Raw genomic sequence first — 14,643 nt, 5'->3', positions numbered from 1 at the left:
TAAAACTCGGTGGGGTAAAACGGGCAACGCGGTGGTGGGGGTACGGCGTGGGGTCGGGGCTAGCCGGCTGTGGTGGGGCGGGCCAGCGACGGTCGTTCGTGGGTCGGGCGGGCCGAGGTCGGACGCGCGTCCGAAGCATCGCCCGAACCGGCGTGGGCCGTCGTGCGCGCGGCGCGCTTCGCTTCCGGCGTGCCGGGGGCGGGCGGGGCCGGGAGCGGGGACGGCCCGTTGAGCTGCATCAGCCGGGACCCGCCAATCGCCTGGCGGTACCGCTCGCCGGTGGCGAGGCTGATCTCGACGCGCTCGCGGATGCCGCCCTTGTTCAGCTCAGCTACGACCAGGGCCTCGTTCTGGTCGATCTGTGCGATCTGGCCGAGGTAGACGCGGTCGCCGACGCGGACCGGGCGGGCGCCGAGTTCGTCGCGGAACACGGCCATCTGCCCGATCACCGAGACGAGCGAGTCGCTCTCGATGTCGACGAGGTTGTCGGTGTTCGGCGGGAGCGCGTCGAGGACGAGGGGGAAGAACGGGTTCGCGGCGGCCGTCCGCGCCGGGAGCACGTAGTCCGGCACGGTGATGAAGGAGTCGGGCGCCGTCATCCCCTCGGCCCCCGCGAAGTAGGCGCGGATCGTCATCGCGAAGCGGACGATGTCCTCGCGCCGGTCGACGCCGGTCTCGGGGTTGGGCCGGCTGACCGTGATCGCTTCGACGTCGAGGTTCTCGACGCGGTAGAGGCCGCGGCTGTTCTCGACGTTCCAGATGAACTGGTAGAGGCTCCCGAAGTACCCCTCCCCCTGCACGGTGTACGAAAGGGTGCTGTACTCCCCGCCCCGCGAGAGGCCGCCCATCGAGACGTTGAACGTCTTGAAGCCCGAGCTGGAGAGCGCGTTGAGGTACTCCACCACGGCGGGCGAGGTGAGGTGTTCGGGGAGCACTTTGTAGCGGGAGTTCCAGCGGCGGAGGGCGTCCTCAGCGCGCTCGGACGAGCCGGCCTTCTCGACGAGGAGCTCCTCGACCTCGGCCTGGCGGAGCCGGAGCGCGGTCTCCTCCTGCTCCAGCCGCTCGATCCGGGCGGGCTGCTTCTTCTGCGTCATGTAGGTCCCGAACCCCGTGACGAGCAGGAGGACGACCGAGAGGACAATCGTGTTGAGCGTATCGTTGGACATGGGGAGTGGCGCGTGAGTGGGCGCTGGCGGTGAGTCCTCGTCGGCTAGCGGCCGGACGCGGAGGCGGGCTCGTAGTCGGTGAGGGGGTCCTGGTCGGACGGGAGCGGGTCTTGGACGGCTCCGGAGGCGTCGGCGCGCTCGCGGAGGTAGCGGGCCACCTGCGGCAGCTCGTCCTTCACCGGCACGGACATGATGTAGCTGAAGACGGGGTACTCCCGGATCTCCTCGAACGTGACCTCCTCGATCGTGGCGTCCATCCGCTCGGCGAACTGGACCACCTGGTCCCGCGTCATGGCGAACCCCGTGAGCCGGAGGCCGCGGTCGGCCGGGTTCCACTGCCCCACCCATGCGCCGCCCGTCGAGGCCGTGGCGCGGGCGGTGTGGGCGAGCGTGCGGCTCCACCGGTCGCTCCCCACGAGGAGGGAGTCGATCGTGTTGAGGGTCTTCGTGATGCGGAGGTGGACCGCCTCGAGGCTGTCGATCTGCGCCTGGAGCGCCGGGCCGGAGAGGTTGATCTCGTCGGGGTAGGCGTCGACCCGGGCCTGCGCCTGTTGGATGTCCCCCTGCTGGCTGAAGTAGATGCCCATGAAGAAGAGCACGGCGAAGAACACGAGCACGCCCGCGACGAGGGTGTGCCACGCCACCGCGAGGTCGATCTTCCGGCTGCGGCGGCGGAGCCGCTTCGGCAGCATGTTGATGTCGAAGAACGGCGAGTCCTTCTGGCGCTCCATGAGCACGCGGAGCGCGGCGCCAATCGCCGGGAGCATCTTGGCCGGGAGCGCGGCGTCGGACGCGGACGGCATGACGCCGGCGCGGACGAGCCCTTCGCGGAGGGCGGCCACGTTCGCGTCGGGGTAGAACGCGCCGAAGCCCTGCACCAGCTCGCGCTCGCGCTCGTCGCTGAGCACGACGACGTGGTGCACCGTGCCCACGCCCTGCACGTCCTGCTGGAGGAGCACGCGGCTGCAGATCGTGTCCGGCCCGTCGAAGGTCGTCACGCTGCGCATGTGCTCGGTGTGGTGGAGCGTCCCGCCCTGGAGCAGGATCACGAGCGTGTCCTCGCTGCCGACGCGGACGATCGCGGTGTTCTCGTGCGGCTCGGCCGGGAACGTCCACCGGGCGAGCCCGACGAGGATCGGCACTTCGGCGTCGATCGTGCGGAACGGGACCGAGCGCATCCCGGCCTGCTCGCGGAGGAGCTCGAGCGAGGGCGCGAGGGACTCTTCCGGCGTGGGGACCACGGCGAGAAAGCGCTGCAGCCCGTCGCGCGGCGTCATCGGTAGGAACGCGACGCGCTCCTTGTCGAACGCCTCGTCGTACTCCGCCGCCAGCCGCTCCAACAGCCGGTCGCGCTTGACGACGGGGGCGTCGGCCTCGGCCGCAGCGGGGGCCTTCTTCTCTTTCGCGTCCTTCTTCTCCTTCTTGTCCTTGTCCTTCTTGTCCTTCTTCTCCTCCGTGATGACGAGCTCGACGTACTCGACGTCGGGCTGGCTGAGGCAGAACGCCGCCGGCGACTTCTCGTGGCCGGCCGTCCCGCACTCGTCAAGGATGTCCTTGAGCTCAAAGACGATGGGGCTCGCCGACTTCTTCGCCGGCCCCTGGAACTCCCCTTCCGCGGGCTCAATGCCGGCGAGGTCGCTGAACTCGGAGTCGAGGAAGAGGTCCGACGCGCCGAGGTCGGAGGCGGCGTCGCCGAACTGGATCGTGATGTCGCCGTCGCCGTCGGCGGCTTCGCCCTCGGGCGTGAGCGCGGCGAGGTCGGGCACTTCCCCGGCGTACGCGCTGCGCTGACGGGTGAAGGGCCGCATCACGCCGTAGTTGTCGCCGGACTCGCGGACGAGGACGCCGTGGACCGCCGTGGGCGTGACGTAGATGCCGAGCACGGGCGCGCTTGCGTTGCGGCGGCGGGCGTTCGGCGCGGGCTTGTCGGCCGAGCCTTTCGCCCGACGCTTCGCCGGAGCCTGCTCCTTCGCGGGTTTCGGGTCCAGGTCGCTCGCGTCAGCGGCGGCGCCATCGCCGCCGTCGGAGAGGCCCGCGATGATCGGTTCGGGCTCGTCCGAGCCGAACGACGACTGCATGGAGGAGGGTAGCTGGTTCATGGGCTCTGAGCGTGTGCGGGCGGAGCGCTGCGGGATCGGGGGCGGACGCGCGGTGGCGGGCTCGATCCCCGTGGGCAGGGGCGGACGGCGGCTACGGGATTGACCCGGCTACTGAATGAGCTGCTGGAGCCGCCGCTTGTTGTTGGCGAAGTTGATGGCAGTTTCGGTCGTGATCTTCCGTTCCTTAAGCAGCCGGACGAGGTCCTGCTCCAGCGTCACCATCCCGAGCCGGCTGCCTTCCCAGATCATCTGGTAGATCTCGCCGACGTTCTCGTTCTTGATGGCGGCCCGGACCGACGGCGTCAGCCAGAGCACCTCTTTGCAGAGGACGCGCCCGCCGCCCACCTTCGGCAGCAGCTTCTGCGAGACCACGCAGCGGAGGGTGTCCGCGAGCCGGTTCCGCACGCGGTCCTGCTCGGCGTGGGGGTACTCCGCGATCATGCGGTCGAGGCTCTCCACCGCCGACGAGGTGTGGAGCGTCGAGAACACCTTGTGGCCGGAGTCGGCGGCCTCGATCGCGCTCGAGATCGTCTCCGGGTCGCGCATCTCGCCGACGACGATGATGTCGGGGTCCTGCCGGAGCGACTGCACGATGCCGTCTTTGAAGGAGCCCACGTCCTGCCCCACCTCGCGGTGGCGGACGATGCACTGCTTCGGCGTGTGCATGTACTCGACCGGCTTCGCGATGAGGACGATGTGGCCGGGGAAGCTCTCGTTGTTCGCGTCGATGATGGCGTCGAGCGTCGTGGACTTCCCCGAACCGGTGACGCCGGTGACGAGCGTGAGCCCGTCGCGGACGTGCTCGAACATCAGCCCCCGCTCGATGGCGGGGTGGAACCCGACGCTCTTGAGCGAGCGGAGGTCCTGCGCGATCGCGCGCATACAGAGCCCGAGGTGCTGGTAGTCGAAGTACATCGTGGCGCGGAAGCGGAACATCCCCTTCGGCCCTTCGAGCTGGTACGAGAAGTCGATCGCGCCCAGGTCGAAGAGCTCCTGCTGCTGGGTCTCCCCCGCCATGTTGAGCAGGAGCACGTCGATCTCGTCGCTGTTGGCCGTGCCGGTCTCGTCGTAGGGCCGCTTGTCGCCGTCGACGCGGTACCACACACGCCCGCTTGTGGCGTGCCCGCCGATGTCGAGGTCGGAGGCCCCGAGTTCATTCATCTTGCGGACGAACCGGTCGAGGAACGCCGCGAGGACGTCGCGCTGCTGATCCGTGAAGCGGTTGACGTGCTCCGCGTAGTAGCGCAGCCGGTCCTTCCCGTGGAACGACGCCGGCGCGGACCGCGCGAGAGAGCGGACGAAGTCGGGGACGGCGTGGGCCCGCGAGGCGGCAGCGGGCTTCGCAGACGCGGGGCGCTGCGGCACCGGGCGGGCGCCGTTGCCGGGGAGCGGAGCGACGAGCGGCGAGGCGGGGGGAAGCGAGGAGTCCACGGGGCGGCGGGCTGGTCAATAACGGGGTGCCCTCCCCCTTCGTCAAAAGACGAGCCAAAGCCCCTGCCTCACCCTGAGACCCATTCTCAGACTGTTCCTCGCATCGAGCCGGGCAATTCATACCGCTGCTCGTCACGAACGGTAACGCGTTCCAAACTCGTGCACTGGGTGTACGTCCGGGCCAGGTATTGCCTGCGCCGCCAGTCCCCACCTGATCCGATCCCGCGCTGAGAAAACGAAAGCGGGGACGGCCCGAAGGACCGTCCCCGCTCGACGTTCAGACCGCGGCTGCCGTGTCAGTTCCCACGGCAGATGATGTGGTCCTCGTGCTTGTCAAGGTGCTTGTCGACGGCGTTCTCGGAGATGCAGATCTGCTGACCATTCCCACCGCCCTGCTGGTGCCAGATGGCGACCTTCTTATTGTTGTTGCCGTTGCCGGGGCAGGGGCACGTGTTGGCGGGCTCGGCCTCGGGTTCGGGTGTCGGCGCAGGCGTCGGCGCGGGCGTTGAGCCAGAGCCGGAGCCGGAGCCAGAGCCGGAGCCAGAGCCGGAGGCCGCGGGGGGATAGCAGAGGCTCACGTCGGACTCCTCGACGAGCTTCACCTCGATCACCTGGTCGCTGAAGTCGGGACGGTTGCCGTAGTCACGGAGCGTGCGGTAGCCTCGGCTGTCCGCAGAGGGCCAGCCGTCGCCGTCGTAGCCTTGGCTCTTCAGCGCCTGGAGGCTGTAGCGGGGGTCATTGGAGCTCGGGTTGTCCCACGACGTGATGTGCTGGTCCTCCCAGCCGATCCGCCAGCGCTGCGTCACGTTGCCCGACCCGTCGGCCGCGATCCCACTCGGGTGCATCTCGGTGAAGGCCCAAGGCGTCTCGCTCATGTCGCCGAGCTTGCCGACCTCTTCCTGGAGGGCGTAATGGAGGTGGTCGTACGGCGCCGGGCTCGCGATGCTGCCCGTGAACTGGGGGTAGCCCTCGACGCTGGTCGACGTGGCGCGCGTGCTGCAGTTCTTGTCGACGCCGATGAAGAAGTTCATCTGCGTCCCGCCCCGGACGTACTTGCTCACGGTCGAGGTGCGGCCGTTGCGGTTGTTGCCCGGGGTGAAGATCATCTCGGCGGGCTCGGGGTCCCCGGCGTTCGGGTCCTCGCCCTCCTCGATGTCGAGCGGGAGCGTGCGCTCGAGGTAAACGGCGGAGCAGTACCCCGCCATCGAGTCGATGAACTCGACTTCGAGCTTGCCGCACTCGAGCTTGGCCGTGAGGGGATCACCGCTCGGGAGTTCGTACTCGTAGATCGGGCTGTCGCCGGTGACGTCGGACATCGTGTGGCACGCGCCGCTGTAGTACTCGCCGGAGAACGGGTCGGCCTCGCGGCACCACCCCGCGTCAGGCTCGCCGCTCACGCGGGCAAACTCGCCGCCGATGTAGCCGACGGACGTGATGCGGACGACCTCGCCGTTGACGAGCTCCGCGCGAGCGCGGAACGTCCCCCCCTGGTGCTGCCCTTCGAGGTACTTCCTCCCAATGCCGTCGATGTTGATGGCTGCGATGGCGCCGTGGAGGTCGTTGCCGTTGTCGCGGAGGATGCCCATCGCGACGTTGAAGCCGGACCGCGCGATCTCCCGCGCGACGACCCCGTTCTCGAAGTCTCCTTGGTTCTGCGCCGTGTGGCGTTCCGTTTCGGTCTGGCTAAGCAGACCCTGGGCGACGAACAGCGCCGCGCCGAATGTTAAGAGTAGTGCGGCCTTTCCCATGGTAGTAGGGGGTGTGTGGTCGGATTGAGCGTGCGTGTATTTCCGGGACGGGGTCCCGCTGGCGTAGGGTCGCGGTCAGCCCCAGAACGGGCGCACCTTGAGTGTGGTCGTCCAGTAGAGCTCGCGCAGGAAGCCCCGCCGTAGCTCGAACTCGGGCACCATCGTGAAGTCGACCCGGATGAAACTGGCCTGGTCTGCCGCGACGGGGTTCGCCGCGGCGAACGGGATGCCGTTGTTGTCGACGAGCTGGATGTGGAAGAGCGAGAGCGTCGAGACGCTCCGCCCGTCCTCCGTGAAGTCTGAGTCCACGAACGTGGCGAGGTCCGTGACTGGGTCGACGTTCTTCCAGCCCGATGTCGCGCGTTCGAGCTGGAACAGCGGGCGGTCGTACGTGGAGCCGTCCCTCAGCTCGACTTCGAGCGGGTCCGGCTGCTCGATGATTTTGTAGCGCGTAGCCTTACGCTGCTTGATGCTGCCGGCGAGCCGGTCGCTGTAGAACCGCCACTCCGTCGTGTACGTGATCGTCCGCTCCTGGCGGGTGCCGCTCCCGTCGATCGTGTAGACCTGGTAGGAAGAGGTATCCGGGCTCTCGAAGCGCGCGCTCCGGTCGATGACGTTCTCGCCGAGCGAGACGATGTCCTCGTCGAGCCATTGCCCGAAGGAGAGCGCCTTGTTCTTCGCCGAGTGAGATGACACCTGCGAGATCCCAGCCTCTTGCACGCGGAGCTGCGTCGCCGCCAGCGAGAGGAGGATGGTCGCCATGATGATCGAGGCGATGATGTTGTCGAGGAGTAGGGTCATGGTCCGATCGTCAGAAGGGGAGCGGCAGGAGCGGGCCACCGGAGCGGGCCGTGGAGCACCTCGCAACGGCGTCCACGACCGAGGCGTTGACGTCGATGCAGTCGGCCACGGCCTTGCTGGGATCGTAGGCGATCACCCGCTCCAGGTGGATGAACGGACCCTCATTCGGGAGGAGCGGCGTCCGCACGAGGAGCACGACGCGCTTGTTCGTCGTCTCGAAAGAGACGGGCGTGTCGGGAGCGCCGCCGAGGACGTAGTCAACGTTGACCTGGACCTCGAAGGGCAGCGTGTGCCCGTTGCTGAGCTCGACCTCGGCCGGCCACCAGTAGTCTTCGCGCGAGAAATCGTCGAGGTCGTTGCACATCGCGAGGTCGATCTCGAAGAGGTCGCAGGCTCGGGAGGCTTCAGCCCCGGACGGCCCCAAGCTGCCGAACCGGGTCGAGTCCGGGAACCCGTGGCTGAGCACCTCTCCCGGTGTCGTCGCGGAGTCGAAGGGGCGGGCGGCGAGGAGCTCCATCGCCTCCATGAGCATGCCCGAGGCGGCCACGCTGAACTCGTCGCGGAGCTGGTTCTGGTACGACTTCATCGTCACCTGCTGCTGGCTGAACGTCAGCTGCGTCAGGATCGCGAGAGCGAGGAGACCGAGGAGCGTCTGCGGCATGTCGTGGGGCGTTGAGATTCAATGCGGGTAGCCCTCGATCAAGCGACAACCGTACCTATGTCGCTGTTTTAGAACCCCCACAGGTTCTGAACTCCATTCTGTAACCCTGCGCCACCGGAACCTCCGCCCCACTGTTTGCGCTGATCGGCCCGCCTCCGAGACAGCCCTTCGCCGCACACGGGATTCGTTACGAAACGGTCCCTGGGTGGACGTTTCTACCCCGACCGACAGGCACGGGCGACGCGACTCACACGTCGCCGGCCGTCACGCGGAGCATCTCGTCGAGCGAGGTCTCGTGCATCTTGACGAGCTCACGAGCGGACGCTTGGAGCGTCAGCATCCCTTCCTTCACCGCCTGCGCCTTGAGCCCGTCTTCGTCGATCGTGTCGCCGGCCTCGACGATCATCTCGCGGATGCGGGGCGAGAAGTAGAGCGCCTCGGCCACGGCGCGGCGCCCCTTGTAGCCCCGGCCCTTGCACGCCACGCAATCCTTGTCGTTGCCCGCCCGGTAGATCGTCATGTCCGCCAGCATCTCGTCCGTGAACCCGAGTTGCTTGGCGAGCACGACATCCACGTCGTCGTCGACCTCCTTGCAATCGGGGCAGAGCGTGCGCATGAGCCGCTGGGCGACGACAAGGTTGATGGCGTAGGCGATGAGAAACGGCTCCAGCCCCATCTTGTAGAGACGCGAGATCGCGCTCGGCGCGTCGTTTGTGTGGAGCGTGGAGAACGTGAGGTGGCCCGTGTTGGCGAGCTTCACGCCGAGTTCCGCCGTGTCCTTGTCACGCATCTCGCCGACCATCACGATGTCGGGGTCGTGGCGGAGGATGGCGCGGAGGGCGCCCTCGAGACTGAGCTTGTGCGAGAGCTTGATCTGGCGGACGCCGGGGATCATGTACTCCACCGGGTCCTCGACCGTCAGCACGTTGACCTCGGGGCTAACGACCTGACTGAGCGCGGCCACGAGCGTCGTCGACTTCCCCGAGCCCGTCGGGCCGGTGAGGATCACCATGCCGTTGGGCTGGCGGATGGCCTTGTTGAACTGCTCCTGCGCGAAGGGCAGGAGGCCGAGCTTGGAGAGGTCCGTCATCACCTTCCGGTCGTCGAGGACTCGGATGACGATGGACTCGGCGCGGACGTCGGGGTTCGCGTTCGCGATCGGGAGCACGCTCACGCGGTAGCGGATGAGGGTGTCGTCGATCCAGCGCTGGATGAAGCCGTCCTGCGCCGTGTCGCGCTCGAAGCGGTCCACGTTGATGGCGTTGTCTTTCAGCACGGCGAGGAGCGCCTCGGGGTGGCCCTTCTCCTCGGTGTGCCAGCGCTGGAGCCGGCCGTCCACGCGGAAGTGGATCTCGATCTTGCGCTTGGCATTCGGATAGACGTGGATGTCACTCGCGCCCATCCGCACCGACTCGATGAGGAGGGCCTCGACGAGGTTGATAAGCGAGCTCCGGCTGATCTCCGCCTCGAGCGCCTCCTCGTCGAGCAGCTTGTTCTCCTTGTTCTCGAAGCTCATCCCGAAGTCGACGGCGGCCTGGTCGCCTTCGTCCTCGCGGATGCGTTCGAGGTAGACGTTCTTCCGCGGGTACGCCTTCTCCAGCACGCCGCGCACGACGATGCGCGGGGCGTACGACATCTCGAAGCGGTCGAGGTCCAGCGCGTGCATCAGCCGCTGGAGGTCCGGCCGCATCGGGTCGTCGGTGATGAAGATGAGCTTGAGCAAGCCCGACCCGTGCTCCTGCGCATACGCGTAGGGCGCGATGTTCAGGTTGATCAGCTCGTCGCGCAGCTCCTCGGTGAACGAGTCGAGCACGGTCTTAGCGAAATCCGGCTCCGGCTTCCGGTCTTTGACGGGAGCGATGCGGAAAGCGTACGTGAGCGCCGCCTGCGCGAAGACCGTGTCGCGGTCCACCTTCGGGTTGTCCGCGAGCACGCGCCAGAGCGGCTCCCGGAGCGCGCTCTTCCGCTTCGCCTCCGCCGACTCCTCGACGAGTTGGGGCGTGACCATCCCCTTGCTGAGGAGGGCCTGGATCACGCGGTCCTGCGACCGACCGTACGCGGACGGAGCCGCCGGCTGCGCGGGCGTGCTCGCGCCGTCGCCGCCCAGCTTGGCGGCGTCGGAGCCGTGAAGGGGGCTGCCGGCCGGCGCGGACTCGGGCGTGCCCGGGCGCGACGCCTGAGACGGGCGCCCCTCGTGTCGCGCAGGGGCGCTGGACGGCGGCTCGGCCGGCGCGCTCAGGTTGTTGAGCGATACCCAACCATCGGCCGACTCCTGCTCCTCGTCCATCATGGATTGAACGCGGAAGCCGAAGGTGCTGAGCGAGGAGTCGTCGGGGTTCCGGCTGTCGGACATGGCGTGGCGTGCTAAGACAGAGAGAGGCGTGCGTAGGGACCCAACACGGGCACTTTCAGGTATCGGCGCGGCGGCACTTTTCTTTACCCAAACGTCGCGTTTTAGTGATGGGCTCATGCGGGGGCGGCGAGGCGAGGCCTATCGCCCCACCCCGCCGCCGCTCAGACGCTCCTTCGCTTATTGGCCCATGAGGTCCTGCGCGCCGGGGCGGATCAGCGCCGTTTCGGCCGAGAGCACGGTGAGGCCGGCCACGATGATGCCAATGAAGAGCGACACGACGGTCTGGATCGACTGGAGCGCCACCTCCAGCTTCATCGTCGTCTCCTTCTCGTAGTAGTCGGCCATCTGCTGCGCGCTCTTGCGCACGGCCCCGGTCTCGGAGCCCGTGCGGAAGCGGGCAATCGCCATCGGGGTGAAGACGCCGGCGGCCTCCATCCCGCGGACGAGGTCGGCACCCTGCGCCACCATCATCGGGATCGTCACCGTCTTCACGCGGTGCTCGATGTATGAGTTACCGCATGCCTCGGCGGCCACCTTGATGACCTCGATGTTCTGCCCACTCCCCGAGTAGAGGATCGCGAAGACGCGGCTGAACACCTCGATGTTGAGTTTGTGCAGGAGGCTGCCCATGATGGGCATCCGAATCATGTGCTTGTGCGCGAGGAACGTCCCCTTCGGGCTCCGCAGGAAGGCGACGATACCGCCCACGACGGCCGCGATCCCGAGCAGGAGCCACATCATGTTGTGGTCGAGCCAGTCCGCGAGCACGAGCGAGGCCGCAGTCAGCGGCGGGAGCTCGATGCCTTTGAAGTCGGCGAAGAGGCCGGCGGTAGCGGGGACGATGTACCAGATGTACCAGATGAACACGCCGAGCGTCGCGAGGATCGTCACCGCCGGCATGATCATCGACGAGCGGATGCTCTTCTTGAACTCGTCGCGCCGCTCGAGGAATTTGGCCGTAGCCTCGTAGATCTCGCTCATGTTGCCGGACTGCGACGCCACGCCGAGCATGTAGGCCGTGAACTTGCCGAGCTTGTCCTGGTGCTTCATGAAGGCCTGCTTGGCCTCGATGCCGCCCTTGAGGTCAGAGTTGATGTCACGGATCGTCTGCTTCAGCGCCGCCGAAGAGATGTCGGCCGTGAGGAGGTTGAGCACCTCGTTGAACGGCATCTTCTCCGAGAGGAGGTTGGCCGCGAGGCGGACGAACATGATGACGTCCTGGTTCGGCGGGGGCCGCTGCGTGTTGAAGAGCTTCTTCTGGACGGAGAGCACCTCCATCCCCATCCGCGAGAGCGCCGACTCGATCTCCTCCGACGAGAACGCCTTCTGCTCCCCGGTGACGACCTTCCCGCTCGGGTGCTTGATCTTGTAGCGGAAGAACACGCGCTCGTCGAGGTCGCGGAGCGTGAACTTGTGGCGGTCGGCGAGGTCGGCGACCTTCTTGTGCGCCGTCCGCTTGTTGGGGGCAAACACGGTGCCCTGCACCGGTTGCCCGGCCGTGCTCAGCCCGCTGAATCGAAACTCTCCCATGGCGGTGTGTCGTGTGGTTCTGGCGGAAAGGGGGGCGGCTCCATGTGAGAGCCAAGACGGCGCGGGCTAGTTCAGTGCAAACGTGCCGTCGAAACGGACCGTCGTCCGCTTGATGTTGTACTGGTCGACGACGATGCGCACACCGATGTCGGGGTAGCGCGAGCTGACGGCCGTGATCTCGACGGAGTCCGGCCACGCATTCGTGATGTCGAAGCGACCCCGGACCGTCGCCGTATCGAGCGAGAGCGTGCCCATCCCGTTCGTTGCGAGGTTCTCGTACGACTGGTCGCCGCCGGCGAACGGGTCATTCCGTGACTTCCAGTAGTAGGCGTACGTCGCGATCGCGAGGGAGCGGTCCACGAGGCCGTCGGCCTCATCCTGCCGGATGTGCGTCTGAATCGCTGTTAGCCCGGCCATGACGGCGAGCCCGACGAGGATGACCCCTATGACGAGGAGGAGGAGTTGTTGCTGGCCCATAAGGTGTGTTGGATGCTAGTGGAAAGAATCGACCGGCGGCGGTTCCTTTCGTGATGAAGTCCCGCTCGAATCCCCCTTTCAGGGCCTGGGAGCAGGGATATCGACCATAGGGCAAGTTCATTGCCAAAGCGACTGACTCAACGCCCGGCAGTGAAGCTGCGCCGGCCTGCCCTACCCCGCCCTCGAACCGCACCAACCGCCCTGCGTTGACGCCGCCGTCACTCTTCCTGCCAATACTTCGCCCGCTCGTAGCGCGCCTCGTTTTCCGAACGCCATGCCAGCCGGTCTTCCTTTCTGAACGCGGCATCCACCCGCGCCGCTTCGTATGCCTGCTCGTTGTAGAAGTACCACGTGCGGGCCTCGGACTCCACCCGCCTGACCTGCTCGTGCGGGATATCTGCAGCGATGTCGAACCGTTCTTCCGGGTCCTGTGCCGTGTTGAAGACCTGAGTCGGCCTGCGAATCCAGTAGACGTACTTCAGCGAATCCTTCCTGACAGCCAGCCCGGCTCTCGCATTTCGGCAGGCGTGGAAGAGCGTGCGGTCAGCCGGATTGGGTTCGAGGAGAGACACGCCAGGCAGAGTCGCCCCCTGTGCATCGAGGTTGAGCACGTCCAAGACGGTCGGTACGATATCGATGCTGGATCGGGCGCCGGAGATGCGTCCGGCTGGGACGATCCCCGGAGCGTACACGAGCGCGGGGATCTGAAGCGCCTCGTCCCACAACACATCGCCGTGCATCCGCTGGCTGTGCTCGCCGAAGGCCTCGCCATGATCGCCGACCACGATGAATACCGTTTTGTCGAGGAGTCCGCGCTTCTCGAACCCGGCCATCAGATCTCGGACGAAGCTATCCGTGTAACGAATGGAGTTGAGGTACGCCTCAAGATCCGGGTCGCCGGTCCCGTATGGACGCGTCTCGAAAGATGGCGGCAAGTCATAGGGGTGATGCGAAGAAAGGGTCAGGAGCCCGAGCAAGAACGGCTCGCCCGAAACGTCGGCGTCCTCGACCCAGTCGAGGGTGGCGTCGAGCGCGACTCGGTCTTCGTATCCGAAGTACGCTTTCTGGGCGAACCCCGCTTTGGGGTAGCTGCTGTCCCCGTACATCTCGTCGAATCCGAGGTTGGCTAAGATGACGTCTTTGCGCTCGAACGCCATGATGGCGGGGGTGAAGAACGCGCTGCGGTACCCGTGATCGTCGAGGAGAGATGGGAGACCCCGCGCTGGAATGCCTCCGGGCAAGGCTTCGCCCTCGAGCAGGTAGCCTTCCGGGCCGGGATAAATCCCCCCAAACAGGCTCACAATCGACTTGTTCGTGTAGGACACGGGTGTGTAGAAGCGCTCGGCCACGAGGCTGTAGCGGGCGAGCGAGTCCAGAAACGGAGTCGTATCGAGTTCGTCGTTGTAGAGGCTCATCGATCGGCTGCGGATCGATTCCATCACGATGACGACTACGTTCTTCGCCCGGGTGCTGTCCGTCGCAGCGAGGTAGAGGCTTCGCGTATCGAATCCCTCTACGCCGTTCGGCGAGAGGGCGGCCTCCTCGCCCGCGATCTCATAGGATGCCATCTGGACGAAGCGGCTCATCGAGGTCTCGACGGGGATCTCGGACGAGACGGGGGCGAACGCCACGAGGGCGGCAAACGCCCCTCCTACCCACCACATACGCCTCATGCCGTAGCGGTCCTGAATCACGGCTCTCTGCCTACCCGGAGCGCTCGCTTGGGAGCATAGCCGCGCCACATGCGGAGCGGAGAGCACCGTCACGAGCGGGCCTCCGAGGATGGCAACATGCACCCATTCGAGCTCGCTGACGAGTAGGGGGAGTACTTCGAACGGCCGCACCACGAGATCCTGCAGCATGAAATAGCTCCCCGCGATCCCCGTTGTGGCGAGGACGCTAGCTTCAACGAGGTAGAAGAGCACCCAGACCAACGCCGCCAAGCCTATCGCCCCTTGAGCCACTCTCTGCCCCACCCCGCGGACATACGTAAGAATCGCTGTGCTGAACAAGAACGCCGCCAGCACCGCCAGCAAGTCCCAGCGGAGATAGCTAAACGTCCTCCCTGACACCCATCCCTTGACCCACCACGGAAGCAGGAACGCCCCCCCGACGAACACGGCCACCGCAAATGCAACTCCCGCTATCCCGGTGACGAGGGGATGGCGGCCCTGAAGCCGCACACTGAGCGCAATGAACCCGGTCACGAAGACGGCGATCAGCAGCGTCAAGGCAGGAAGATTATTGACCAGCAACGTCGCAACATCGTGGGGTGCCAGGTTGACCACGAATGTGTATTCAATCAGGCGACCCACCATGACGACCAGCGCGACAGGGACGAACAGGAGCCGGAGTTGGTACGCTACTTCGCGCTGCC

10 protein-coding genes are annotated in these 14,643 nt (G+C 66.5%); all 10 read right to left on the bottom strand.

Annotated elements, in window-relative coordinates; genetic code table 11:
• Positions 1-59 precede the first annotated feature (59 nt).
• Positions 60-1,166, bottom strand: a complete 1,107-nt coding sequence (locus ABJF88_07970) for a hypothetical protein (GenBank protein ID MEP0546853.1) — start codon at positions 1,164-1,166, stop codon at positions 60-62.
• 44 nt (positions 1,167-1,210) lie between these two features.
• A complete protein-coding gene (locus ABJF88_07965; protein MEP0546852.1) occupies positions 1,211-3,265 on the bottom strand; it encodes a hypothetical protein in 2,055 nt (684 codons plus the stop codon).
• A 108-nt stretch (positions 3,266-3,373) separates the two neighbouring features.
• Positions 3,374-4,696: a PilT/PilU family type 4a pilus ATPase gene (locus ABJF88_07960; GenBank protein ID MEP0546851.1), complete on the bottom strand. Its 1,323-nt coding sequence runs from the start codon at positions 4,694-4,696 to the stop codon at positions 3,374-3,376.
• 296 nt (positions 4,697-4,992) lie between these two features.
• Positions 4,993-6,444: a hypothetical protein gene (locus ABJF88_07955; protein MEP0546850.1), complete on the bottom strand. Its 1,452-nt coding sequence runs from the start codon at positions 6,442-6,444 to the stop codon at positions 4,993-4,995.
• Positions 6,445-6,519: 75 nt separating this feature from the next.
• Positions 6,520-7,245: a hypothetical protein gene (locus tag ABJF88_07950; protein MEP0546849.1), complete on the bottom strand. Its 726-nt coding sequence runs from the start codon at positions 7,243-7,245 to the stop codon at positions 6,520-6,522.
• Positions 7,246-7,255: 10 nt separating this feature from the next.
• On the bottom strand, positions 7,256-7,906 hold the full coding sequence (locus tag ABJF88_07945) for a hypothetical protein (GenBank protein MEP0546848.1): 651 nt from the start codon (positions 7,904-7,906) through the stop codon (positions 7,256-7,258).
• 247 nt (positions 7,907-8,153) lie between these two features.
• Entirely contained in the window at positions 8,154-10,259 is a 2,106-nt protein-coding gene (locus ABJF88_07940) for an ATPase, T2SS/T4P/T4SS family (GenBank protein MEP0546847.1), read from the bottom strand.
• Between the two features lie 177 nt (positions 10,260-10,436).
• On the bottom strand, positions 10,437-11,789 hold the full coding sequence (locus ABJF88_07935; protein MEP0546846.1) for a type II secretion system F family protein: 1,353 nt from the start codon (positions 11,787-11,789) through the stop codon (positions 10,437-10,439).
• Positions 11,790-11,855: 66 nt separating this feature from the next.
• Complete coding sequence (locus ABJF88_07930; protein MEP0546845.1) at positions 11,856-12,266, bottom strand: hypothetical protein; 411 nt, start codon at positions 12,264-12,266, stop codon at positions 11,856-11,858.
• A 218-nt stretch (positions 12,267-12,484) separates the two neighbouring features.
• On the bottom strand, positions 12,485-14,497 hold the full coding sequence (locus ABJF88_07925) for an LTA synthase family protein (protein ID MEP0546844.1): 2,013 nt from the start codon (positions 14,495-14,497) through the stop codon (positions 12,485-12,487).
• Positions 14,498-14,643: the final 146 nt, after the last annotated feature.

It is taken from the genome of Rhodothermales bacterium, assembly GCA_039944855.1.
In the GTDB taxonomy this organism is placed as follows: domain Bacteria; phylum Bacteroidota; class Rhodothermia; order Rhodothermales; family JANQRZ01; genus JBBSMX01.
The sequence above is the reverse complement of the archived record's forward strand: the minus strand, read 5'-3'. Positions and strand labels throughout refer to the sequence as shown.

What these genes read in the sequence shown, in the direction of transcription:
- ABJF88_07970 (MEP0546853.1), bottom strand. Translation starts at nt 1,166, where the DNA reads ATGTCCAACGATACGCTCAACACGATTGTCCTCTCGGTCGTCCTCCTG.
- ABJF88_07965 (MEP0546852.1), bottom strand. Translation starts at nt 3,265, where the DNA reads ATGAACCAGCTACCCTCCTCCATGCAGTCGTCGTTCGGCTCGGACGAG.
- ABJF88_07955 (MEP0546850.1), bottom strand. Translation starts at nt 6,444, where the DNA reads ATGGGAAAGGCCGCACTACTCTTAACATTCGGCGCGGCGCTGTTCGTC.
- ABJF88_07950 (MEP0546849.1), bottom strand. Translation starts at nt 7,245, where the DNA reads ATGACCCTACTCCTCGACAACATCATCGCCTCGATCATCATGGCGACC.
- ABJF88_07945 (MEP0546848.1), bottom strand. Translation starts at nt 7,906, where the DNA reads ATGCCGCAGACGCTCCTCGGTCTCCTCGCTCTCGCGATCCTGACGCAG.
- ABJF88_07940 (MEP0546847.1), bottom strand. Translation starts at nt 10,259, where the DNA reads ATGTCCGACAGCCGGAACCCCGACGACTCCTCGCTCAGCACCTTCGGC.
- ABJF88_07935 (MEP0546846.1), bottom strand. Translation starts at nt 11,789, where the DNA reads ATGGGAGAGTTTCGATTCAGCGGGCTGAGCACGGCCGGGCAACCGGTG.
- ABJF88_07930 (MEP0546845.1), bottom strand. Translation starts at nt 12,266, where the DNA reads ATGGGCCAGCAACAACTCCTCCTCCTCGTCATAGGGGTCATCCTCGTC.